We start from the raw sequence: 24,009 nt of genomic DNA on the forward strand, positions 1-24,009 counted from the left end.
TATCTGGGCTACGAAATCGTAATAGTAACGAAAAATATTATGCATGCATAGTATATTATTCAAATTAATATTTTAAATTTGTAAAAGAAATTACGAATAATTAAATATATAAGTATGAAAATATTAGTTTGCATCAGTCACGTTCCTGATACTACTTCAAAAATTAACTTTGTCAACGGCGATTCTGAATTTGACACTAATGGAGTACAATATGTAATCAATCCAAATGATGAATTTGGTTTAACGCGTGCTATTTGGTTCCAAGAACAACAAGGCGCAACGGTTACTGTTGTAAATGTTGGAGGACCAGAAACCGAACCAACTTTAAGAAAAGCATTAGCAATAGGCGCTAACGAAGCAATTCGTGTGAACGCAACTCCTACTGATGGATTTTTTGTAGCCAAACAACTTGCTGAAGTAATCAAAAATGGAGCGTACGATGTAATTATTGCAGGAAAAGAATCTTTAGACTACAATGGCGGAATGGTTCCTGGAATGATTGCTGGAATTTTAGGATATAATTTCCTTAATTCTTGTACAAGTCTTACTGTTGATGGAACTAATGTAAAAGCAGTTCGCGAAATTGATGGTGGAAAAGAAACTGTTGCTACTACTTTACCATTAATCATTGGTGGACAAAAAGGATTAGTGGAAGAAAAAGACTTGCGTATCCCTAACATGAGAGGAATTATGACTGCAAGAACTAAAGCATTGACAATTCTGGAGCCAGTTGACGCTACTGTAAATACAAAAGCAGTAAAGTTTGAAAAACCAGCTCCTAAATCAGCCGTGAAATTAATTGCTGCTGACAATTTAGATGAATTAATCAATTTATTACACAACGAAGCGAAAGTAATCTAACTGTCATAAAGTCGAATGTCGAAAGTCGAAAGGATAGAAGTTGACAATAATTTCCCTTTATGACTTTTGACTTTAAAACTTTAAGACTAAAACAAAAAAACATGTCAATATTAATATACGCGGAATACGCAGAAGGTAAATTTAAAAAAGTAGCATTCGAATTGGCTTCGTATGCGAAAAAAGTAGCTGAAAGTTTAGGAACTACCGTTACAGCTGTAACTGTAAATGCTGGTGATGTTTCGGAATTATCGAAATACGGAGTAGATAAAGTTTTAAAAGTAAATAACGACAAATTATCTGGATTTACTGCAAAAGCTTATGCTGATGTAATCAAACAAGCGGCTCAAAAAGAAAACGTAAAATTAGTTTTACTTTCTTCAACAACAGATAGTATTTACCTTTCCTCACTTGTTGCAGTAGCTTTAGAAGCTGGTTATGCATCAAATGTGGTTGGATTACCGGTTTCAACGTCGCCTTTTCAAGTAAAAAGAAATGCTTTTTCAAACAAAGCGTTCAATATTACTGAAATCGCAACAGACGTAAAAGTACTGGGACTTGCAAAAAACTCGTATGGGATTTTTGAAACACCTTCAACATTAACTGAAGAAGATTTTAACCCAACTATTGGAGACAATGATTTTGGTGTAAAAGTAGAATCAGTTGAAAAAGTTTCTGGGAAAGTTTCTATTGCTGATGCTGATATTGTTGTTTCAGCTGGTCGTGGATTGAAAGGTCCGGAAAACTGGGGAATGGTAGAGGAATTGGCAACCGTTCTTGGAGCAGCAACTGCTTGTTCAAAACCAGTTTCTGATTTAGGTTGGAGACCTCACGGAGAACACGTGGGACAAACTGGAAAACCGGTGGCTACAAACCTTTATATTGCGATTGGAATTTCTGGAGCGATTCAACACATTGCGGGAATCAACTCTTCTAAAGTGAAAGTTGTAATCAACAGCGATCCCGAAGCACCATTTTTCAAAGTGGCAGATTACGGAATTGTAGGTGATGCGTTTGAAATTGTTCCACAATTAATTGAAAAATTTAAAGCTTTCAAAGCTCAGAATTCATAAATTATAGCATACCATTAATTAAAATGCTACTTAAAAACAAGATATTTGTATCTTTGCTTTTAAGTAGCATTTCTTTTTTGAAATTGCTGCTTAATTTTTATCAAAAAAAGTACTTTGTACTTTCCCATAACAACAATTATGAGCTTAGTTAAATTATCCATAAAAGGAATTTCATACAGTCAAACTCAAAACGGAGCCTACGCTTTGATCTTGAATGAGGTTGACGGCGAAAGAAAATTACCCATTGTCATTGGTGCTTTTGAAGCCCAATCCATCGCCATTGCCTTGGAAAAAGAAATAAAACCACCACGTCCTTTGACACATGATTTGTTCAAAAATTTCGCGGAACGTTTTGATATCGTAGTCAAGCAAGTCATTATTCATAAATTAGTTGATGGTGTTTTTTATTCAAGTATCATCTGTGAAAGGGATAAAATCGAAGAAATTATTGATGCCAGAACTTCAGATGCCATTGCTTTGGCATTGCGTTTTAATGCTCCTATTTTTACTTACAAAAACATCCTTGACAAAGCGGGAATTTATTTGAAATCAAATCCTTTAGATCCAAATAAAGAGTCGCAGGAAATTGACGATGTACTTTCTAATCCTGACACTTTTGGACGAGAAGAAGAAAGCAATCAATCTGGAGAAACCTATTCGAAACATAGTTTACAGGAATTGAATGAGTTATTAGATCAAGCCGTTTCCCATGAAGATTATGAGAAAGCCGCAAAAATTAGAGATGAAATTTCAAAAAGAGAATCTTAAATTGATATTTCAATTATTTGATAATTTGATTGCAAATAACCAATTAAAAAATCACCGAACCCACCAAAAATGAAGCAATATTTAGATTTAGTGCAACACGTTATGGAAAACGGTTGTCAAAAAGGAGATCGCACAGGAACAGGAACAAAAAGTGTCTTTGGATATCAAATGCGTTTCGACTTGAATGAAGGTTTCCCAATGGTTACCACCAAAAAACTGCACTTAAAATCTATTATCTATGAATTGCTTTGGTTTTTAAAAGGCGATACCAATATCAAATACCTTCAAGAAAACGGCGTTAAAATCTGGGATGCTTGGGCTGATGCAAATGGCGATTTAGGACCTGTTTATGGACACCAATGGCGCAACTGGAATAGTGAAGAAATTGACCAAATCTCTGAATTGATTAAAGAATTAAAAACCAATCCTAACAGTCGCAGAATGTTAGTTTCGGCATGGAATCCTTCGGTTCTTCCGGACACTACAAAATCATTTGATGAAAATGTAGCTAACAATAAAGCCGCTTTGCCTCCTTGTCACGCTTTCTTTCAGTTTTATGTTTCTGATGGTAAGTTATCTTGTCAGTTATACCAGCGAAGCGCTGATATTTTCTTAGGTGTTCCTTTTAATATTGCTTCGTACGCATTACTTACGATGATGATTGCACAGGTTTGCGACTTGGAACCAGGAGAATTCATTCATACTTTTGGTGACGCACACATTTACAACAATCATTTTGAACAACTCGAATTGCAATTGTCCCGTGAACCAAAACCATTGCCAAAAATGATTTTGAATCCAAATATAAAAGACATCTTCGCATTCGATTTTGATGATTTCACGCTCGAAGGCTACGAACCGCATGCCTTGATAAAAGGCAGTGTTGCGGTATAAAGTAATAAAAAAAGGTGTTTTAGTTAAACTACTAAAACACCGTTTTCATTTCCTGCAAACTCATTCCACTTGAAAGAATCTGCTTCAGGTTCATTGACAAATACTCCGTCGATAACGTATTTGAATTCGTAAGCCGCATCTTTATTGACGTCGAAAACTCCTTTGAAAGTACCATTTTTTAATTTATTTAAAGCGCCATCTTCAAGACTCCAATTATTGAAATCGCCAACAACTGAAGCTTGACTTGCCTCTTTTGCCGCAACTGAAAAAGTAACTTTACAAACTGGTTTTGTTTTTACAAACTGTTTTTTAATTGCCATAACATATTCATTTATAGATTTATGAAACAAAGTAAACGAAACATATTGAAGTTTCAATAAGCATAATAAAGATTTAATAGAATGCGTTAAACAATGTTAATTTTTGATAAATTCAATATTTTAAACCACTGTAAATTTACTAATCAAAAATCAGAAAACGTTTTCTCCCAAAATAATCCATACGCAAAACAGTGACTTTGCGAAATAAATTTTACCTTTATAATCTAAAATTAGATCGATGGAAAAAGAATTACACGAACAATATGAGTATGCGAGAAGAAGAATAAAACAAAAGAAACGATTGTATTATCATTTTGTCCTCTTCGTTTTAGGAAGTTTACTACTGTTTGTAGCCCACAATTTCCTTGATAGTACTGTAGTTACCGATTGGTATCTTTGGATTATCACGATATGGTTGTTTCTCTTTATTCTACATTTTATAAAAATTTTCATCACCGACCGATTTATGAATAAAGATTGGGAAAGAGAACAAATTGACAGACTTGTCACTTTGCAAAAAAAGAAAGTAGAGCAGTTGCAAACTCAAATAGCTAACGACGAAATTAAACAATAGTATACCATTATGATCATAATGATTGCGGCTGTTGCCGAGAATAATGCACTGGGAAAAGGCAATAAATTAGTCTGGCATTTGCCAAATGATTTCAAAAGATTTAAATCACTGACTTCTGGGCATCATATTATCATGGGCAGAAAAACATTTGAAAGTTTTCCAAGGCCATTGCCAAACAGAACTCACATTATAATCACAAGACAAAAAGAATACGAAGCTGAAGGTTGCATAATTGTGGACAGCATTGAAAAAGCCCTTGAAATTTGCCCAAAAAATGAGGATTCTTACATAATAGGCGGTGGAGAAATTTACAATCTGGGGCTTCCTCATGCGGATAAAATAGATATTACACGTGTTCACCATGAATTTGAAGCGGACGCATATTTTCCTGAAATAGATCCTAAGGAATGGGAACTAATACTATCCGAATTTAATGAAAAAGATGAAAAACATCTTTACGATTATACTTTCCAAACGTTGATTAGAAAATAAAACAAAAAAACATCCTTTTTACGGGATGTTTCTTTTTAACCATTGATTAAGAGAAATGAACTACTCTTGAAAGAGTATTTGATAACATAAAATAAAAATTACAAACACTAATAATACTCCAGAAATGGAGATTATAATATTTGATGTTTTTTGAGAATACATCTCAAAAAAGCCTTTAATACCAAATACCACGAAGGTACTAAAGACGAAAAAAATTAAAATTTCCAAAAACAAATTTAATCCTAAGAACGTATGTTGCGTTTTAGCTACTGTACTACTATGTAAAACAGCGCTTTCAAAACAGCTAACAAGAACAAATGAGATAATTAACGCAAAAAATATCCATTTGATTTGGTTCACAGACTCTCTTTTAATCATTTAATATGGTTATTACTTGAACAACAAATTTGTACAATAAAAACTGCACATACAATACCCACTTTTAGTGATATTTCAAAAAATATATGATTTTCTAAAACTCAGTAAATCAAATTCAAAATCCATTTTTAAAGTAAAATAAAACTTGACTCAATTTCTCAAAACTCATTTTAAGTTCATCAAGTTTGTGTTATATTTGTACAAATTAAAAAAATGTCAGAAAAGATAACTCCCTATAAAGATTCTGCCTTAGGCAAAAAAGAACAAGTTGCACAAATGTTTGATACTATTTCTGGAAATTATGACAATTTAAATCGTGTCATTTCTTTCGGAATTGATATAAAATGGCGTAAAAAAGTGCTGCAAATGGTAGCCAAATCAAATCCTAAAATTATTCTTGACATTGCAACAGGAACTGGAGATTTAGCCATTTTGATGGCTGAAACCAATGCTGAAAAAATAATTGGTTTAGATATTTCTGCCGGAATGCTGGAAGTAGGCGTTCAAAAAATTGCAGCTAAAAATCTTTCCAGTACCATTGAAATGATTTTAGGCGACTCGGAAAACATGCCTTTTGAAGACAACTACTTTGACGCAATCACCGTTGCTTTTGGTGTTCGTAATTTTGAAACATTAGAAAAAGGCTTAGCTGAAATATTAAGAGTTTTAAAACCAAATGGCGTTTTTGTAATTTTAGAAACTTCCGTTCCAGACAAAACACCTTACAAACAAGGATACAATTTTTACAGCAAAAACATATTGCCACTCATAGGAAAACTGTTCTCTAAGGACAATGTTGCTTACGGATATTTATCAGAATCAGCAGCTGCATTTCCGTATGGCGAAGCACTAAACAATATTTTGAGAAAAACTGGGTTTATAGATGTTGTAGCGTTACCGCAAACTTTTGGGGTTGCTACTATTTATTCAGCTTCTAAAAAATAACATGAAAAAATTAATTGTCTTTCTGTTTTTTGCTTTTATTCTAAATGGATATGCTCAAAAATCTAAAAATATATTTAGTAGAGATCCTATTATTAATTTAGAGAATTTTCAGCAGAAAAGAGTTTACTATGGCTTTTATTTAGGATTCAATTCGTACGATTTCAAGATTGATTATAAAACGGAAACTCCTGATATTCTTATCAAAAAAACTACCGGTTTCAATGTAGGTATTATTGGCGATTTAAAACTACAGGAATACATAAACTTGCGATTTGAACCCGGACTTTATTACACCAAAAGGGATTTATATTATCCAAATTTTGCTAACAGCGGCGATGCGTTAAGAGAAGTAAACAGCACCTACATTCACTTTCCCTTATTGCTGAAGTTTTCGTCGCTAAGAACCGGAAATATTCGCCCTTATGCTCTAGGCGGATTATCATCTACATTGAACTTGTCGAGTAATTCTAAATTAATGGATGATAATTTCCAGCAACGTTTTCGCGTAAAATCGTGGACTACAAATTACGAGTTGGGTTTTGGAATTGATCTTTTTTCGGATTATTTTATATTTTCACCGTCAATACGAGGTGTTTTTGGAATAAACGACGAATTAATCAGAGACAACGATCCTAACAGTCCTTGGACAGGAAATATCGCTTCTATGAAAACAAGAGCTGTATTCATCAATTTTTCTTTCCACTAAAGAATAGTTTTCAGGCGCAGATTTATTTTATAATAACCTATGACTAAAAACTAAATACTAACCTCGACGAAACTCGCTTAAAACAATGGCAGTTGCCGTAGCTACATTTAAGCTTTCTGTTTTTTGAAGATTTCCAAAACGAGGAATTGTGAGTCGGCAGGTGACTAACTTTTCGAGTTCTGTTGAAATTCCGTTGGCTTCGTTGCCCATAATTATGATTCCTTGTTTTGGCAACTCCGATTTATAAATATTAGATCCATCCATAAAAGTGCCAAAAATCGGTAGTTTTGTAGTTGCCAAAAAAGCGTTCAAATCAATATAATTAATATTCACTCTGGCTATAGAACCCATTGTAGCCTGTACTACTTTTGGATTATAAACATCAACTGTTTCCTTTGAACACAACACTTGTTGTATGCCAAACCAGTCACACAACCGCAATATAGTTCCTAAATTCCCAGGATCCCGAATGGAATCAAGCGCTACAATTAGACCGGTTTCCAATACGGGTTTTTCTGTTGGCATTTTAAAAACCGCTAAACAAGAATTAGGCGTTGCCAATGCAGTGATTTTCTTCAAATCATTCTCCGATATAATGGTTTTCTTGTCTTTGGAAACTTCATCAAAATCATTTTGCGTGGTATACAAATGATCCAATTCAAAATCAGAATCCAAAAGTTCCTGAATCCCTTTTACACCTTCGGCAAAAAATAATTTATTGGCAATTCTATATTTTTTTTGCTGCAAACTCGTTATAAGCTTTATTTGGTTTTTACTAACCATAAAATAATGTACTTTTGAATTAAATATTTTAGAACACTTGAAAAAAATTTCCACAAAAATAACTGCATTTATTGTAATTGCAATACTAATTTGCGCATGTAACGCTGTAAAAAGAGTTCCAGACGGAAAACTACTGCTTACAAAAAATGAAATTACAGTAAATGACAAAGCAATCAAGGATGAAAATGTGTTTAATCAGCTGTATCAAAAACCTAATAGTACCTTGCTGGGATACCGTTTGCGATTAAATCTCTATAATTTAGCAAACCTAAATCCTGATTCAACCTACCAAGCCAAGTTTGCTAATAATCCTGAAAAATTTAAACGCAAATCAAAATGGTTGTCAGAAAAACAAGTGAACCGTCTGGGTAAATCTTTTTGGTACCACGGAATTCATGATTTCTTAAAACGAACCGGCGAACCTCCCGTAATTATTGACAAAGACAGAGCTGACAAATCATTGTTGCGACTAAAATATTATTACTTCAACAATGGTTTTTTTAATGTAAATGCTGCTTACAACATAGACACTTTGGCTATAAAAAAAGCAAAGATAAAATATGCCATAACTCCAGGAAACGCATATTTTCTAGATTCTTTGAGAACGACAATATTAACACCAGCATTGGATTCGTTATATGAAACCAACAAAACTAATACGTACATTAAATCCGGAAATCAATACAAAACTGATGATTTTGAAAATGAAAAAAATCGGATTACTACACACTTCAGAAACAATGGAGTTTATTACTTCCAGTCCAATTATGTAACTTTTGACATTGATACCATTAAAAAGGTGAATCAGGCAAATATCAACTTGATGATTAATAATTATTCCTATCAAGATGGTGATTCAACCCGAACCGAACCTTTTAAGATATATAAAATTAGTGACGTAAATATTTACACTGATTATTCTCCGAGTAACAATACCTTAAATATCACGGACAGTACAAGGTATAAAAACTTTAATCTTTACAGTCACGAAAAATTAAAATACAAACCAAAAGCCATTACAAACGCTATTTTTATTACAAAAGGAGGCTTATACGCGGACAATAAAACGGTTTTGACGACCCGTTATTTGAATAATTTAAAGATTTTCAATTATCCGTCTATACAATATGAAGTTGACAAAAGAGACACAACCGCGCAGTCATTGATTGCCAAAGTATATTTAACCCCACGAAAAAAATATAGTTTTGGAACCACATTAGACTTGACACATTCAAATATTCAGGATTTTGGTATTGGATTGAGCGTTTCCGAAACAATTAGAAACGTATTTAATGGTGCAGAAACACTTGAAATTGCAGCTCGTGGAAATATTGGTTCGTCAAAAGATTTAGCAAATCCCAAAAACAATTTTTTCAACGTTTCAGAATATGGATTGGATTTAAAACTAAACATTCCGCGAATTCTGATGCCGTTTAACACGGACAGAATTATAGCAAAAAGCATGATTCCATCCACGCTGATTACTGTAGGTTTTGCAAAACAAAGAAATATAGGACTCGACAAAGAGAACTTCACAGGAGGTCTTTCCTATAACTGGACTCCAAAAATAAATCACACGGCAAAATTTGATCTTTTCAACACTCAGTTTGTACGGAATTTAAATCCTAAAAATTATTTTAATGTTTACGGATCTTCTTACAATGCTTTAAATGACATAAGCAAAGAGTACAATACAAATCCTTCCTATTACAACAACGACATTGACAAAGACTTGCTTATTGAACAAGGAACTGCGGGTTTTACAAACGATGTCCTTACCGGTAATGCAAATTTTTTGAAACCATTAGAAGCTGCTGATATCGAATCAGTAAAAAGTATTGAAGAGCGAAGACTGAGACTTACGGAAAACGATTTCATTTTAGCCACCAGTTTTACTTTTTCAAAAACAACAAAAAAGGATTTAGCAGATAATAATTTCTATCTTTTCAGAACAAAAATAGAATCAGCAGGAACTATTTTGTCTGCTTTTGCAAAAACTTCAAATCAGAAAAAAAACAGCAATGGAAATTATGAAATATTCAATTTGGAATATTCTGAGTATATAAAAACCGAATTCGATTACATCAAACATTGGGATTTATCCAAGGAAAAAATCGTTGCATTTCGATCCTTTTTTGGAATTGCAATTCCGTTTGGAAACTCAAATTACATTCCTTTTTCAAGAAGTTATTTTTCTGGTGGATCCAATGACAACAGAGCATGGCAACCTTATGGTTTAGGTCCGGGAAGCAGCGGTGCATTGGACGATTTTAATGAAGCAAACATGAAAATTGCCATCAGTGCAGAATTTCGATTCAAACTTTTGGGAAATCTTAAAGGAGCTGTTTTTGCTGACGCCGGAAACATTTGGAATACATTGGATAATGTTGTGGATGAGAAATCAACATTTACAAGTTTGAGCGATTTAAAAGACATGGCTTTGGGTACGGGATTTGGAATTAGATATGACTTAAGTTTTTTCGTAATTCGTTTTGATTTAGGATTTAAAACCTACAATCCAGCCAATGAAACCAACAAAAGATGGTTTAGAGAATACAACTTTGCGAACTCGGTTTTAAATTTTGGAATAAATTATCCGTTCTAATGCTAATTAATTCTTATTTTTGCAAAACTAAAAACTAAAAAAAATAACTAAAAAAAGTACAATGGCACACAATATAAAACCAGGCGTAGCTACAGGAGATCAGGTTCAGGAAATTTTTAATTATGCTAAAGAAAAAGGATTTGCACTTCCGGCAGTAAATGTTACGGGATCAAATACTATCAATGGCGTTCTTGAAACAGCAGCAAAACTGAATGCTCCGGTAATCATTCAATTTTCAAATGGAGGAGCACAATTTAACGCTGGAAAAGGACTTTCAAATGCAGGTGAAAAAGCAGCAATCGCTGGTGGAATCGCTGGTGCATTACACATTCATACCTTGGCGGAAGCTTACGGCGCAACTGTAATTTTACATACTGACCATTGCGCAAAAAAATTATTGCCTTGGATTGATGGTTTGTTAGATGCTTCAGAAGCGCATTTTGCTAAAACCGGAAAACCTTTGTTTTCTTCTCACATGATTGATTTATCTGAAGAGCCAATCGAAGAAAACATCGAAATTTGCAAAGGCTATTTAGAAAGAATGAGCAAAATGGGAATGACACTTGAAATCGAACTTGGAATTACAGGTGGTGAAGAAGATGGTGTTGACAACTCTGATGTTGACAGTTCAAAATTATACACACAACCAGAAGAGGTTGCTTACGCATATGAAGAACTTTCTAAAGTAAGCCCAAGATTTACAATTGCAGCAGCTTTTGGAAACGTTCATGGAGTTTACAAACCAGGAAATGTAAAATTGACTCCAAAAATCTTAAAAAACTCTCAAGATTTCGTTCAAAATAAATTCAACACAAGACACAATCCGGTTGATTTCGTTTTCCACGGTGGATCAGGTTCTACATTAGAAGAAATCAGAGAAGGTATCAGCTACGGTGTTATAAAAATGAACATCGATACTGATTTACAATTTGCTTTCACAGAAGGTATTCGTGATTACATGGTAAAAAATATCGACTATTTGAAAACTCAAATTGGAAACCCAGAAGGTGCTGATGCTCCAAACAAAAAATATTACGACCCAAGAAAATGGTTGCGTGAAAGTGAAGTTACCTTCAACACAAGACTGGAACAAGCATTTGCTGACTTGAACAACGTGAATACATTATAATAAAAAGTTTAAAGTTTCAGGTTTAAGGTTTCATAACTTTAAGCTTTAAACCTGAAACAACAAAAACAATAAATATGGCTTGGTTTAAAAGAAAAGAAAAAGGGATTACTACTGCTACCGAAGACAAAATGGATATTCCAAAAGGACTTTGGTACAAATCTCCAACTGGAAAAATTATTGATGCCGATGAACTAGCTCGTAACTTATTTGTAAGTCCCGAGGATGGTTTTCATGTTAGAATAGGAAGTGCTGAATATTTTCAAATCTTATTTGACAACAATGAGTTTGTTGAATTAGACAAGAATATGACTTCTAAAGATCCTTTGCATTTTGTGGATACAAAAAAATATGCGGACCGTTTGAAAGACGTTATGGATAAAACTAAACTTAAGGATGCAGTGCGCACTGGAGTTGGAAAATCCAAAGGAAAAGAAGTGGTTATTTGCTGTATGGATTTCGCCTTCATTGGTGGTTCTATGGGTGCAGTTGTAGGAGAAAAAATTGCAAGAGGAATTGATCACGCTATCAAAAACAGAATGCCTTTCATAATGATTTCTAAATCAGGTGGAGCACGAATGATGGAAGCGGCTTATTCTTTAATGCAATTAGCAAAAACATCTGTAAAACTCGCTCAACTTGCCGAAGCAAAACTTCCGTACATTTCATTGTGTACAGACCCAACAACCGGAGGAACAACTGCTTCTTACGCAATGCTGGGTGACATCAACATTTCTGAACCAGGCGCATTAATAGGATTTGCAGGACCAAGAGTTGTAAGAGACACGACAGGTAAAGATTTACCGGAAGGTTTTCAAACCGCAGAGTTTCTGCTTGAACATGGTTTCTTAGACTTTATTGCACCAAGAAAAGAATTGAAAGACAAGATTAACTTGTATATCGATTTGATCCAAAATAACACTATTAGATAAATGAATATCCCGAGCAATCGCGATATTTTTTTATACATTAATACAAACTAAAAGCAGCTTCCAAAAATTCTGGAAGCTGCTTTTTTATATAGTATTTTTAAATTAGTAACTTAGAATGCAATTCAAATTAAAATTACAATTAGAATAGTACACCTTTACATTCCTGTTCTAATTGCTTCGACAGGATCTAATTTAGACGCTGAAATGGCCGGAAGAATTCCTGAAATTACACCTACAACAATTGACAATCCGGAGCCAATCAAAATATTCCAAAAACTCAAAACGAATTCAAAATCCAGCACACTAGTTAAAAGCAGGGATAACAACCAAACTATCAGTAAACCAATTGCCCCGCCAATAACACATAAAATAATAGCTTCAAATAGAAATTGAAAAAGGATAAATCTATTTTTGGCTCCTAATGATTTTTGAATCCCAATCAAATTGGTACGCTCTTTTACAGAAACAAACATGATATTAGCTACTCCAAATCCTCCAACTAAGAACGAAAAGACACTAATCAAAATTCCACCTCCACGCATGGCGCTAATAATTCCATCTAATAAATCTGTAAATCCCGAAAGTACATTAATGAAAAAATTATCAATTTCATCTATTTTCATCCCGCGATAATTTCTTAGTTTCTGGGCAAGTTCCGCTTTAAAAGCATCCATATCAACTCCTTTGTCAGGCTTTACAAGGATTACCGGCGTCAACGCATCATTATTATCACCGTACAACCTTCTTAAAAAATTCACTGGAATGAAAGCTGATGTATCATTACTATCCCCAAACATTCCTTCTCCTTGCTTTTTCAACATTCCAATAACTGTGAAACGCTGTCCGTAAAGACGAATGTTTTTTCCAATTGGTTCACTTTCACCAAAAAGACTTTTAGCAATATCAAAGCCAAGAACAATAACCGGAGCACCGGAATTAGATTCAGATTCATTATAAAATCTTCCTTTTTCAAACTCAAGACCTTGGATTTCTATGAATTCATGTGATACCGGAACGATATTCACATCACTTACGGATTCCGATTCGAATTTTAGAACCTCTCTACCCACAAAAAACTGATACGCCATCTGGTCTAAATCGTTCATAGAACTTTTCAGATACTCGTATTCATCGTATTTAACATCCGGAAATTGCTCTCTTTTCCATTGCGGAATTTCGGATGGACCAAAAGAAAAGCGCATCAAATAAATGGTATTTTTATCCAGACTACTCAAATCCTTTTTAATTTTTTTGTCCAAAGAATCTACGGCAGCCAGAACTGCAATAATCGAAAAAATACCTATCGTCACTCCTAACAAAGAAAGCAAGGTTCTTAATTTATTATTTCGCAACGCATTCATTGCAAACCCAAAACTCTCTTTTAATAATCGAAGATAAACTAACATATAATCTATTTGTTTAAGTAAAAATCTATAAATAATATTCAAAAACCTAATGAAAAATCATTTCGTTCCAGCGATGCGCCATTATTTTATGCCTGTCGTTGAAATAGCATTAAAAATTATAATTATCTCAATTTCAAATGGCTTAATTTTAACATTAAAAAACTATTTTTGCACTTTATAACTATAACTACATAATGAGCACAACTAAAACAATTCAATCTGCATTAATCTCCGTCTTTTCTAAAGAAGGATTGGAACCTATAGTAAGACAACTAAACAGTCAAAATGTTACACTTTATTCTACAGGTGGAACAGAGGATTTCATAAAAAACTTAGGAATTCCTGTAATACCCGTTGAAGATGTGACTTCTTACCCATCTATTTTGGGTGGAAGAGTAAAAACATTGCACCCAAAAGTTTTTGGCGGAATACTAAATCGTCAGGATAATGAAAGTGATGTTCAGCAAATGATCGAATTCAATATACCACAAATTGACTTGGTAATTGTTGACTTATATCCTTTTGAAAAAACGGTAGCTTCAGGAGCAAGTGAAGCCGATATCATTGAAAAAATAGATATTGGTGGTATTTCACTAATTCGTGCTGCTGCAAAAAACTTCAAGGATACTGTAATTGTGGCTTCGGTTGATCAATACAGTTTACTTTTGGATTTAATTACAGAACAAAACGGTGCGACTACATTAGAAGACAGAAAGTTATTAGCTACCAAAGCATTTCATGTTTCTTCTCATTATGACACCGCAATTTTTAATTATTTCAACACTGACGAAACCATTTACAAAGAAAGTATTGCAAATGGACAAGTTTTGAGATACGGAGAAAACCCACATCAAAAAGGATTTTTCTTTGGTGATTTTGATGCCATGTTCAACAAAGTTCACGGAAAAGAATTATCATATAACAATTTATTAGATGTAGATGCTGCTGTAAATTTGATTAATGAATTCAAGAATGACGGACCTACATTTGCTATATTAAAACACAACAATGCCTGTGGTTTAGCTACAAGAACTACAATTAATGAAGCATACTTAGCAGCATTAGCGTGTGATCCAACTTCAGCTTTTGGTGGTGTTTTAATTTCCAATACTAAAATTGATGTAGCAACTGCTACTGAAATAAACAAATTGTTTTGCGAAGTTGTAATTGCTCCGGAATATGATGTTGAAGCTACCGCGATTTTACAAGAAAAGAAAAACCGAATTATATTAGTGCAAAATGAGGTTGCTTTGCCACAAAAACAAGTAAGAACGTGCTTAAACGGAATCTTAGTTCAGGAAAGAAACAACATCACTGACAATAAAGAAGCGTTAAGAACCGTTACTATAACTACACCTTCAGAACAAGAGATTCAAGATTTAATATTTGCTTCAAAAATTTGTAAAAACACCAAATCGAACACGATTGTTTTTGCAAAAAACGGTACACTTATTGCTTCAGGTACTGGACAAACATCAAGAGTTGACGCCTTGCTTCAAGCTATTGAAAAAGCTAAAAATTTCGGATTTGATTTGCACGGAGCCTCAATGGCAAGTGATGCTTTTTTCCCTTTCCCTGATTGTGTAGAAATAGCTAAAAACGCAGGAATAACAGCGGTAATTCAACCAGGTGGATCTATTAAAGACGAATTAAGCATCAACTATTGCAATGAAAATAAAGTTGCAATGGTATTTACGGGAACGCGTCATTTTAAACATTAATTTGTTTAACTTTGCTCGTTTCAAATTTATAACATTTTAACCCTTAAAAAACTTATGGGATTTTTTGATTTCATGACCGAGGATATTGCGATAGACCTTGGTACCGCTAATACTTTAATCATACATAATGATAAAGTAGTAATTGACAGCCCTTCAATAGTTGCCCGCGATAGAATATCGGGCAAAATCATTGCTGTAGGTAAAGAAGCCAGCATGATGCAGGGTAAGACACATGAAAACATTAAGACGATTAGACCTTTGAAGGATGGTGTAATTGCTGATTTTGATGCTTCCGAAAAAATGATAAGCTTATTCATAAAAAGCATTCCAGCATTAAAGAAAAGAATGTTTACTCCCGCACTAAGAATGGTGGTTTGTATTCCTTCTGGAATTACCGAAGTGGAAATGAGAGCGGTAAAAGAATCATGCGAAAGAGTTAATGGTAAAGAAGTTTATTTGATACACGAACCTATGGCTGCGGCAATAGGTATTGGAATTGACATCATGCAACCTAAAGGAAATATGATTGTTGATATTGGTGGTGGAACAACTGAAATCGCAGTAATTGCATTAGGTGGGATTGTATGTGACAAGTCAGTAAAAATTGCTGGTGATGTATTTACAAATGACATAGTGTATTACATGCGTACCCAACACAATCTTTTTGTTGGAGAAACTACCGCTGAAAAAATAAAAATTCAAATTGGTGCTGCTATTGAAGATTTAGAAACTCCGCCTGAAGACATGTCCGTTCAAGGTAGAGATTTATTGACTGGTAAACCAAAACAAGTTGAAGTTTCGTACCGAGAAATTGCAAAAGCATTAGACAAATCGATACAACGTATTGAAGATGCAGTAATGGAAACTTTATCTCAAACACCTCCAGAATTAGCTGCTGATATTTACAATACAGGTATTTATCTTGCTGGTGGAGGATCAATGTTAAGAGGTCTTGATAAAAGAATTTCGCAAAAAACAGATTTACCTGTTTACATTGCCGAAGATCCATTAAGAGCTGTTGTCAGAGGAACCGGTATGGCACTAAAAAACATCGTGAAATTTAAAAGTATCCTCATAAAATAACAAAAAATAGATTCTAAATTCCAACTTCACTACGATTTGTCAGTACAATGGAATTTAGAATTTGATTTTTGATTTATTTAAATATTTAACTTTAAACAATGCAGCAAATATTTAATTTTATTTTTAAAAACAGTAACAGAATACTGTTTTTGCTGCTTTTGGGTATATCGTTAGCACTTACGATTCAGTCCCATTCCTTCCATAGAAGCAAAATTATAAGTTCTGCAAACTTTTTAAGCGGCGGTGTTTATGAAAGAGTAAACAACCTACATGAATATTTGAATTTAAAAACTCAAAATGAAGCGCTTGCACTCGAAAATGCAAAACTAAAAAGTCTCTTGTTCAATCGAAAAGACACAACAGTTGTTAAAAAATTAGACAGTCTGAAAGGTGTTAAACCTGAGGATATAGTTGTTTCTAAAGTAATCCACAACTCCTATAACGTGTATGAAAATTATCTGACATTAAATTCAGGTGAAATAGACGGTGTAAAACCTGATATGGGAGTAATAAACGATTTAGGTATCGTAGGAATTATTGAAAACACTTCTCCAAAATATTCGACAGTAATCAGTATTTTGAATAAAAGAACACAAATTAATGCTAAAATTAAAAAGTCAAACCATTTTGGTTCGCTAAACTGGAACGGTAAGAGTACTGGATATGTTCAATTGACAGATTTACCACGATTAGCATTAATAAAGATTGGAGATACTATTGTTACCGGAGGACAGTCGGTTATTTTTCCAGAAAACATCAACATTGGAACAATAGCAAAAATCTACAGAGACAAACAAACCAATTTTTATACTTTAGATGTTAGACTGTTTAACGACATGACCAATTTAGGCCATGTGTACATCATAAAAAGGAAAGATCGTGAAGAAATCATTAATCTAGAAAAAAGAGAAAAGGATGAATAGCACCTTGTTAGTCAATATTTTCCGATTTATTCTGCTATTGGCAATTCAGATCATCATATTCAACAATATGAATTTTTTGGGTTACATCAGCCCATTTCCATATATCTTATTCATTATCCTTTACCCGGTAAATGGCAACAAATCTGGCTTAGTGGCTGCCAGTTTTTTACTTGGAATCATCATGGATTTATTTAGTAATTCTGGAGGAACGCACGCTACGGCTTGTTTAGTTTTAGCCTATTTCAGACCTTCCATTTTTAAATTTGCATTTGGTTTAAGTTACGAATATCAAACCATAAAATTGAATGATGTCCTGACACCACAGCGATTTTCTTTTATATTATTGTCGGTTGTAATTCATCACTTCACTTTATTTTTATTGGAGGCATTCCAATTGAGTTTTATATTAGACACCCTAATAACAACATTATTAAGTACAGTATTTACGATCATTATTTGCATTATCATAATATACCTTATTAAGCCAAACAAACGATGAGAAAAGTCTTGTTGCCTTCCTTAATCATTCTTGCTACTACTTTACTTGTAATGCGAATATTTTATTTGCAGGTTGTTGACGATACTTTAAAGTTAAAATCTGAAAATAATGCCATTAAAAAAAAATACGAATATCCTGAAAGAGGCTACATCTATGACCGCAAAGGAAAGTTATTAGTTGCTAATCAAGCCTCTTATGACATTATGGTAGTACCGAGAGAAGTTAAAGGGACAGATACTTTAGAGTTTTGCCAATTATTGAATATCACCAAAGAAGATTTTATAAAAAAAATTGAAAAGGCTAAAGTTTACAGTCCTAGATTACCGTCTGTTTTCTTATCGCAGTTAAACAAAAGTGAATTTGCTGCTTTTCAAGAAAAAATACGAAAATACGAAGGCTTTTATTTTCAAAAGCGCTCACTTCGTGATTATGAAGTGGCTTTTGGCGCAAATATTTTTGGATTCATCACTCAGGTCAATGAAAAATTAGTCGCTAAAAATCCATATTACAATAGTGGTGATTTGATTGGCCAACAAGGAGTTGAACAAAGCTACGAGGATATTTTACGAGGTGTAAAGGGCGTAAAATATTTTCAGAAAGACAAATACAACCGTGAAATTGGTTCGTATAAAGACGGAAAATACGATACTATTGCCGTTCAAGGAGAAGACATAAATCTTACTATCGACGCCGAAATTCAAAAATACGGCGAAGAGTTAATGATTAATAAAAGAGGAGGAATTGTCGCAATTGAACCAAGAACAGGTGAGATTTTAGCATTGGTTACAGCACCTTCCTACGACCCTGGAATATTAGTAGGGAGACAACGTTCTAAAAACTACACTGCATTATACCATGATTCTATTGCAAAACCACTTTACGATAGAGGATTATTAGCAGAATATCCTCCCGGTTCACCTTTCAAAATTTTAACAGGACTTGTTGCCCTTCAAGAAGGTGTAATTGATGAAAACACAACTGTGTTTTGTAATCGCGGTTTCAGTTATGCCAGAGGACGTTTTATGGGATGTCACTGTCATGGTGGCGCACTTCAATTACACAGAGGAATATTTGAGTCTTGTAATTCCTACTTTGCCACGGCTTACATGCAAACCATTAATAAATATGCTAAACCAGCTCAAGCTGTTGATGTGTGGAGTAAACATGTTAAAAGTTTTGGTCTTGGCCAATTTATGGGATATGATTTACCAACTGGTAAAAGAGGAAATGTACCCGACTCAAAAACATATAAACGAATTTATCCTAACGGTGGCTGGAGAAGCACGACAATTGTTTCAAACTCTATAGGACAAGGAGAAGTTTTGATGACTCCAATTCAGCTGGCTAACATGATGGCAACTGTTGCGAATGAAGGTTATTACTACACACCTCATATCATCAAAAGAATTGAAGGCCATACGATAGACAAAAAATTTACTACCAAACATGAAACCACAATTGATAAAAGGCACTTTAAGCCAATGATCAGTGGCTTGTTTGACGTTTACAATTTAGGAACTGCGAGATCACTAAAAGTGGAAGGAATCGATATTTGTGGTAAGACAGGAACTGCTGAGAATTTCGCTAAAATTGGCGGAGTACGAGTAAAAATGGAAGATCACTCTATATTTGTAGCTTTTGCACCAAAAGACAATCCAAAAATTGCGATAGCTGTTATGGTAGAAAATGGAGGTTACGGAGCAACGATAGCAGGGCCAATTGCCAGTTTGATGATTGAAAAATACCTCAGACAGAAAATAACTAGACTAGATTTAGAAAAAAGAATACTTGCCACAAGTTTACAAGGTCGATATGCTAAATTAGGTGGACTTTCGGAAGCAGTGAAATTACAATTAAGAATTAGTGATTCTCTTCTAAAAAAGAAAACCGTAACTCCAGTTTTGAAAGTAAAAATTGATTCCACCAAAGAGAAAAAACAAGCTATTTAATTCCGATGAAAAACCAAAGTGTATCAAACAACATTGACTGGATAAGCATAATCATTTATGCACTACTGGTTATTTTGGGCTGGCTTAACATCTATTCCTCGTCGTTATCTTCTATGGAAGATACTTACGAGAAGCAGTTGATATTCATCGTACTTACCATTCCTTTGATTTTCATAGTACTTTCAGTAGATGGCAAGTTTTACGAAAAATACGCGAGTATTATTTTTGGGATTTCGTTATTGTCATTGGCAGGATTATTTTTGTTTGGAAAGACAATAGCAGGTCAGCGTTGTTGGTATGCGATAGGAAGTTTTACCATTCAACCTTCTGAATTTGCAAAAGCAGCCACAGCATTGGCATTAGCTAAATATTTAAGTGACACGCAAATTAATCTCAAAGATGTGACCCGTCAATGGCAGGCACTTGCGATAATCATATTACCCGTATTGCTAATTTTACCACAGCCCGATCCAGGAAGTGCTTTAATTTACAGCATATTTATCATCGTTTTATATCGTGAAGGACTTCCGGCTTGGTATGTATGGACGGGTTTTATAACTATTCTTCTGTTTGTATTAACATTGATATTAGAACCACAATATGTAATCCTTATCGGCTTATTGGTTCTTTTAATAATTCACTTCAAATCTAGATTAGCCGATAGGAATATCGTTTTGAGCAGTATTCTTTTCGTGCTTCTTTCAGGATTTGTATTGTCAGTAGACTATGTTTTTGACAATGTATTTAAACAACATCACCGAGACCGTTTTAATATACTTTTAGGAAAAACTGTTGACATGAAAGGTATTGGATATAATACGAATCAGTCCGAAATTGCAATTGGCTCTGGAGGTTGGTTAGGAAAGGGATTTCTGGAAGGCACACAAACTAAAGGTGGTTTTGTACCGGAACAACATACGGATTACATTTTTACTACTGTCGGCGAGGAATGGGGATTTGCGGGTTCTTTAGTTGTAATAGGACTTTTTACAGGTTTGTTTCTTAGAATAATATACTTAGCAGAGAGACAAAAAACAAAGTTCAGCAGAGTCTACGGTTATTGTGTTGCCGGAATTTTATTCACACACTTCTTTGTAAATATTGCTATGGTTGTTGGTATTTTTCCAACAATTGGTGTTCCGCTACCCTTCTTTTCATACGGAGGTTCCGGACTTTGGGGCTTTACTATATTGTTGTTCATATTCATAAAAATGGATGCAAACAAAGTAAACGAATGGTAATTTGGCAGCTTTAATCTAAAATAAATTCCACAGCAACTCAATATTGAATGTTACTATTTGTTTTTGAATAAAAGATCTAAACAAGAAATTAATTCATCTTATTGCCAATTCATCTGAATCCTAAAGTTGTTAATTCTTAACCATAATTCAGATAGTAATTTGCAATAAATAAGGTTTATAGTCAGATAAGATAATTGCGGCAAAATTAATTAACATCTAAACAGCATTAATCTACTTATTTAATTTCCTCCAAAGAGTTATATAAAATTATAACGATAGTTTTACACAAATAAAATGCCCTATACATTCTTTCGAATTTATAGGGCATTTAAATTATGATAACCTAAACCTTTTATAAAAATACTTAAGATTTAGCCAACTTATCTTTTTTAATCTTAACTGGCATGTTCTTTTTAGAAACTGCTTTCGATTGTAAATCATCTAATACATTAAGAGCCTCTTCAACATAAATATCTTTTGACAAAGCTTCATGCCATCTTTCTCTTTTTTCTTTCAAAGTAACATCTTTATTCATTGCATCAGTTTCATAAGGCAATGATGTAAATGTCAATGAATTTTTATAATCTACAATTGGCTTGTATTTTTTTGCTTTCTCTTCAATTTCAGATTGAGCAATTTTAAACTTATCAATATTCAAACTATAAACATTCTCTTCACTTCTACTATCAATCCACTTCGCATTTTCCTCGATCAATTGAAATTGTGGGTTTTTACTAATTCTATTTTTACTGTTAGTAATTGCTTGATTAAAATTAGTGTTGTTATTCCAAACTTGATAATCTGCTTGATCAATTTTGTCCCAAGGCATTGCATTATCAACATCGCGCTCGCCCATTTTTAAGTAAGCATAACGATCCGGCATTACGATATCGCTTCGTACACCTTCTAATTGAGTAGAACCACCATTAATTCTGTAAAACTTCTGAGTTGTTGTTTTAATGGCTCCTAAATCCCCAACAGAACTACTTCGTACAAATTGGTTTAAATCAATCACATTTTGCACCGTTCCCTTACCATAAGTTTGTTTACTACCAATGATAATTCCTCTTTTATAATCTTGTATGGCTGCAGCCAAAATTTCTGATGCTGAAGCTGAAAAACTATTAACCATAATAACTAATGGTCCGTCCCATTCGATTTTTTTATCTCTGTCGTACAGAACTTCTTTTTTTCTACCCGCAGATTTAATCTGAACAATTGGCCCTTGTTCAATAAACAATCCAGCAATATCAACAACAGTCGATAAAGATCCACCACCATCATCACGTACATCTAACACGATTCCGTTAACTCCTGCTTTTTTCAATCGGTCCACTTCTAAAGCGATATCTTTTCCGGCATCTCTACCATCTGCATTTTCGAAATCAATATAAAATTTAGGTAAATAAATCACTCCGTACTTCAATCCATTTTTGTTTACAATACTGGATTTTGCGTACGTTTCTTCGATTTCAACAATATCTCTGATAATTGAAATGATTTTGATGGTTCCATCTACTTTTTTAACGGTAAGACGAACTTCTGAACCTTTTGGTCCTTTGATTTTTTTCACCACATCATCAAGACGCATCCCAACAACATCAACAGCTTCGCCATTTCCTTGGGCAACTTTCATAATTAAATCCCCAGCTTCAAGCTGTTTACCTCTCCATGCTGGACCACCAGAAATAAGTTCTGAAATTTCAGTCAAGTCATTTTTCTTTTGCAAACGCGCACCTATTCCCTCTAACTTACCGCTTATACTTACATCGAAACGTTCTTTTTCTTCCGCTGCAAAATAGTTTGTATGCGGGTCAAAACGTGCTGTTATAGAATTTATGTACACCGAAAACCAATCGTTTCTATCTAAATCCTTAATAAATCCAAAATACTCATCCAAAGATTTTTGAGAGCTTTCTCTAGTTTCCTTTTCTATAACATCAAAAGATTTAACAACATAACTAGCATCATTTTTCTTCTTATCTTCTTCTAATTTTTGTTTATCAATTAGTGATGACAGAGCAGACAATTTGATTTGTTTACGCCATTTATCATTTAGTTCCGCAACATTTTTTGGATAAGGAGCTTTCTCATAATCAATATTAAAACTTTCATCCGTAGTAAAATCAAAAGGTTTACTTAAAACATCCTTATAAATTTTAGTGCTTTCATCCATCCTTTTCATCAATCGCTCATAAGTCAAATTGAAGAAAGACAAATCTTTATTCAATAACTGATCGTCTAATTGCAACTCAAATTTTGAAAATTCATCAATATCCGATTGTAAAAAAAATCGTTTCGATGGATCCAAAGCTTCTATGTAATCTTTGTAAATACCTTTCGAAAAAGCATCATCGATTTTTGCTGGACTGTAATGACCTTTTTCTATAACAAAAGTTAACAACTCCAAAAGCAGCTTGTCTTTTTCTGGATCATTTGCTTTCGAGGCATTCATTTTGAAGGCAAATAATGTCACCGAAATACACACGACAACAAGGATAATTTTATAATTTCTTTTCATAAAGTTAAGAATAGTATTCATGAATTTTTATTCTAATGTACGGTAAAAACTATGCCAACACTAGCAGAGCTCCCCTAAATTTTTGTTAAAGATATAAAAATGTTTTTTTTTATTATCCTAAATGAATCAAGATAACATATTTTTATCTTTTGTTTACTTAATCCCATTCTGTGTGTTTACATTTGCCATCAATATCATAAAAATCAATCTTT

Annotated in this window: 21 protein-coding genes; 17 read left to right on the plus strand and 4 right to left on the minus strand. The window is 33.7% G+C overall.

The window, feature by feature from the left end; genetic code table 11:
- Positions 1-114: 114 nt before the first annotated feature.
- The 4 genes from DR980_RS14580 (at position 115) to DR980_RS14595 (ending at position 3,593) form a co-directional block, all read left to right on the plus strand.
- Positions 115-861: an electron transfer flavoprotein subunit beta/FixA family protein gene (locus tag DR980_RS14580; RefSeq protein ID WP_113637503.1), complete on the plus strand. Its 747-nt coding sequence runs from the start codon at positions 115-117 to the stop codon at positions 859-861.
- Positions 862-962: 101 nt separating this feature from the next.
- Positions 963-1,931, plus strand: a complete 969-nt coding sequence (locus tag DR980_RS14585; protein WP_113637505.1) for an electron transfer flavoprotein subunit alpha/FixB family protein — start codon at positions 963-965, stop codon at positions 1,929-1,931.
- A gap of 138 nt (positions 1,932-2,069) precedes the next feature.
- On the plus strand, positions 2,070-2,699 hold the full coding sequence (locus DR980_RS14590) for a bifunctional nuclease family protein (protein WP_113637507.1): 630 nt from the start codon (positions 2,070-2,072) through the stop codon (positions 2,697-2,699).
- 69 nt (positions 2,700-2,768) lie between these two features.
- Entirely contained in the window at positions 2,769-3,593 is an 825-nt protein-coding gene (locus DR980_RS14595) for a thymidylate synthase (RefSeq protein WP_113637509.1), read from the plus strand.
- Between the two features lie 23 nt (positions 3,594-3,616).
- On the opposite strand, the gene DR980_RS14600 is transcribed toward DR980_RS14595, so the two are convergent.
- Positions 3,617-3,913 carry an isoamylase early set domain-containing protein gene (locus tag DR980_RS14600; RefSeq protein WP_113637511.1) on the minus strand — a complete coding sequence of 99 codons (297 nt, stop codon included), beginning with the start codon at positions 3,911-3,913 and terminating at the stop codon, positions 3,617-3,619.
- Positions 3,914-4,151: 238 nt separating this feature from the next.
- Between DR980_RS14600 and DR980_RS14605 the strand changes: the two genes are divergently transcribed.
- The 4 genes from DR980_RS14605 to porT all read left to right on the plus strand — a co-directional run bounded on the left by DR980_RS14605 (position 4,152) and on the right by porT (position 7,008).
- The gene (locus tag DR980_RS14605) at positions 4,152-4,487 is read left to right on the plus strand and encodes a 2TM domain-containing protein (RefSeq protein ID WP_113637513.1); all 336 of its coding nucleotides are present in this window, start codon (positions 4,152-4,154) and stop codon (positions 4,485-4,487) included.
- 9 nt (positions 4,488-4,496) lie between these two features.
- On the plus strand, positions 4,497-4,979 hold the full coding sequence (locus tag DR980_RS14610; protein ID WP_113637516.1) for a dihydrofolate reductase: 483 nt from the start codon (positions 4,497-4,499) through the stop codon (positions 4,977-4,979).
- Positions 4,980-5,570: 591 nt separating this feature from the next.
- The gene (gene ubiE, locus DR980_RS14620) at positions 5,571-6,302 is read left to right on the plus strand and encodes a bifunctional demethylmenaquinone methyltransferase/2-methoxy-6-polyprenyl-1,4-benzoquinol methylase UbiE (RefSeq protein WP_113637520.1); all 732 of its coding nucleotides are present in this window, start codon (positions 5,571-5,573) and stop codon (positions 6,300-6,302) included.
- Between the two features lies 1 nt (position 6,303).
- The gene (porT, locus tag DR980_RS14625) at positions 6,304-7,008 is read left to right on the plus strand and encodes a type IX secretion/gliding motility protein PorT/SprT (RefSeq protein ID WP_113637523.1); all 705 of its coding nucleotides are present in this window, start codon (positions 6,304-6,306) and stop codon (positions 7,006-7,008) included.
- A gap of 57 nt (positions 7,009-7,065) precedes the next feature.
- On the opposite strand, the gene DR980_RS14630 is transcribed toward porT, so the two are convergent.
- Positions 7,066-7,791, minus strand: coding sequence for a TrmH family RNA methyltransferase (locus DR980_RS14630; RefSeq protein ID WP_113637651.1), 726 nt, complete (start codon positions 7,789-7,791; stop codon positions 7,066-7,068).
- Between the two features lie 37 nt (positions 7,792-7,828).
- Between DR980_RS14630 and tamL the strand changes: the two genes are divergently transcribed.
- From tamL to accD, 3 genes are all read left to right on the plus strand, one after another.
- Positions 7,829-10,396: a translocation and assembly module lipoprotein TamL gene (gene tamL / locus DR980_RS14635; protein WP_113637525.1), complete on the plus strand. Its 2,568-nt coding sequence runs from the start codon at positions 7,829-7,831 to the stop codon at positions 10,394-10,396.
- A gap of 61 nt (positions 10,397-10,457) precedes the next feature.
- Positions 10,458-11,525 (plus strand): class II fructose-bisphosphate aldolase, encoded by a 1,068-nt coding sequence (gene fbaA, locus DR980_RS14640; protein WP_113637527.1) that lies wholly within the window; start codon positions 10,458-10,460, stop codon positions 11,523-11,525.
- Positions 11,526-11,599: 74 nt separating this feature from the next.
- Positions 11,600-12,454, plus strand: coding sequence for an acetyl-CoA carboxylase, carboxyltransferase subunit beta (accD, locus tag DR980_RS14645; RefSeq protein WP_113637529.1), 855 nt, complete (start codon positions 11,600-11,602; stop codon positions 12,452-12,454).
- Positions 12,455-12,609: 155 nt separating this feature from the next.
- Here accD and DR980_RS14650 read toward each other — a convergent pair whose 3' ends face one another.
- Positions 12,610-13,860, minus strand: coding sequence for an ABC transporter permease (locus tag DR980_RS14650; protein WP_113637531.1), 1,251 nt, complete (start codon positions 13,858-13,860; stop codon positions 12,610-12,612).
- A gap of 194 nt (positions 13,861-14,054) precedes the next feature.
- On the opposite strand from DR980_RS14650, the gene purH reads away from it, so the two are divergent.
- From purH to rodA, 6 genes are all read left to right on the plus strand, one after another.
- A complete protein-coding gene (gene purH / locus DR980_RS14655; RefSeq protein WP_113637534.1) occupies positions 14,055-15,581 on the plus strand; it encodes a bifunctional phosphoribosylaminoimidazolecarboxamide formyltransferase/IMP cyclohydrolase in 1,527 nt (508 codons plus the stop codon).
- Between the two features lie 54 nt (positions 15,582-15,635).
- Positions 15,636-16,664 (plus strand): rod shape-determining protein, encoded by a 1,029-nt coding sequence (locus tag DR980_RS14660; protein WP_091204281.1) that lies wholly within the window; start codon positions 15,636-15,638, stop codon positions 16,662-16,664.
- A 98-nt stretch (positions 16,665-16,762) separates the two neighbouring features.
- Positions 16,763-17,587: a rod shape-determining protein MreC gene (gene mreC / locus DR980_RS14665; RefSeq protein WP_113637536.1), complete on the plus strand. Its 825-nt coding sequence runs from the start codon at positions 16,763-16,765 to the stop codon at positions 17,585-17,587.
- A complete protein-coding gene (locus DR980_RS14670) occupies positions 17,580-18,086 on the plus strand; it encodes a rod shape-determining protein MreD (RefSeq protein ID WP_113637539.1) in 507 nt (168 codons plus the stop codon). The genes mreC and DR980_RS14670 overlap by 8 nt, the downstream gene beginning before the upstream one ends.
- Positions 18,083-20,035 (plus strand): penicillin-binding protein 2, encoded by a 1,953-nt coding sequence (mrdA, locus tag DR980_RS14675; RefSeq protein WP_113637541.1) that lies wholly within the window; start codon positions 18,083-18,085, stop codon positions 20,033-20,035. The genes DR980_RS14670 and mrdA overlap by 4 nt, the downstream gene beginning before the upstream one ends.
- 5 nt (positions 20,036-20,040) lie before the next feature.
- Complete coding sequence (gene rodA / locus DR980_RS14680; protein WP_113637543.1) at positions 20,041-21,276, plus strand: rod shape-determining protein RodA; 1,236 nt, start codon at positions 20,041-20,043, stop codon at positions 21,274-21,276.
- A 364-nt stretch (positions 21,277-21,640) separates the two neighbouring features.
- On the opposite strand, the gene DR980_RS14685 is transcribed toward rodA, so the two are convergent.
- Entirely contained in the window at positions 21,641-23,818 is a 2,178-nt protein-coding gene (locus DR980_RS14685; RefSeq protein WP_113637545.1) for a carboxy terminal-processing peptidase, read from the minus strand.
- Between the last annotated feature and the right edge of the window lie 191 nt (positions 23,819-24,009).

This window comes from Flavobacterium psychrolimnae, from assembly GCF_003312425.1.
In the GTDB taxonomy this organism is placed as follows: domain Bacteria; phylum Bacteroidota; class Bacteroidia; order Flavobacteriales; family Flavobacteriaceae; genus Flavobacterium; species Flavobacterium psychrolimnae.

Bases quoted from the DNA above. Each gene is read 5' to 3' on its own strand.
- accD (WP_113637529.1), top strand. From the start codon at position 11,600: ATGGCTTGGTTTAAAAGAAAAGAAAAAGGGATTACTACTGCTACCGAA.
- DR980_RS14580 (WP_113637503.1), top strand. From the start codon at position 115: ATGAAAATATTAGTTTGCATCAGTCACGTTCCTGATACTACTTCAAAA.
- DR980_RS14590 (WP_113637507.1), top strand. From the start codon at position 2,070: ATGAGCTTAGTTAAATTATCCATAAAAGGAATTTCATACAGTCAAACT.
- DR980_RS14595 (WP_113637509.1), top strand. From the start codon at position 2,769: ATGAAGCAATATTTAGATTTAGTGCAACACGTTATGGAAAACGGTTGT.
- purH (WP_113637534.1), top strand. From the start codon at position 14,055: ATGAGCACAACTAAAACAATTCAATCTGCATTAATCTCCGTCTTTTCT.
- DR980_RS14630 (WP_113637651.1), bottom strand. From the start codon at position 7,791: ATGGTTAGTAAAAACCAAATAAAGCTTATAACGAGTTTGCAGCAAAAA.
- DR980_RS14605 (WP_113637513.1), top strand. From the start codon at position 4,152: ATGGAAAAAGAATTACACGAACAATATGAGTATGCGAGAAGAAGAATA.
- ubiE (WP_113637520.1), top strand. From the start codon at position 5,571: ATGTCAGAAAAGATAACTCCCTATAAAGATTCTGCCTTAGGCAAAAAA.
- mreC (WP_113637536.1), top strand. From the start codon at position 16,763: ATGCAGCAAATATTTAATTTTATTTTTAAAAACAGTAACAGAATACTG.
- DR980_RS14685 (WP_113637545.1), bottom strand. From the start codon at position 23,818: ATGAATACTATTCTTAACTTTATGAAAAGAAATTATAAAATTATCCTT.
- DR980_RS14610 (WP_113637516.1), top strand. From the start codon at position 4,497: ATGATCATAATGATTGCGGCTGTTGCCGAGAATAATGCACTGGGAAAA.
- DR980_RS14670 (WP_113637539.1), top strand. From the start codon at position 17,580: ATGAATAGCACCTTGTTAGTCAATATTTTCCGATTTATTCTGCTATTG.
- DR980_RS14660 (WP_091204281.1), top strand. From the start codon at position 15,636: ATGGGATTTTTTGATTTCATGACCGAGGATATTGCGATAGACCTTGGT.
- DR980_RS14650 (WP_113637531.1), bottom strand. From the start codon at position 13,860: ATGTTAGTTTATCTTCGATTATTAAAAGAGAGTTTTGGGTTTGCAATG.
- DR980_RS14600 (WP_113637511.1), bottom strand. From the start codon at position 3,913: ATGGCAATTAAAAAACAGTTTGTAAAAACAAAACCAGTTTGTAAAGTT.
- porT (WP_113637523.1), top strand. From the start codon at position 6,304: ATGAAAAAATTAATTGTCTTTCTGTTTTTTGCTTTTATTCTAAATGGA.
- rodA (WP_113637543.1), top strand. From the start codon at position 20,041: ATGAAAAACCAAAGTGTATCAAACAACATTGACTGGATAAGCATAATC.
- DR980_RS14585 (WP_113637505.1), top strand. From the start codon at position 963: ATGTCAATATTAATATACGCGGAATACGCAGAAGGTAAATTTAAAAAA.
- mrdA (WP_113637541.1), top strand. From the start codon at position 18,083: ATGAGAAAAGTCTTGTTGCCTTCCTTAATCATTCTTGCTACTACTTTA.
- fbaA (WP_113637527.1), top strand. From the start codon at position 10,458: ATGGCACACAATATAAAACCAGGCGTAGCTACAGGAGATCAGGTTCAG.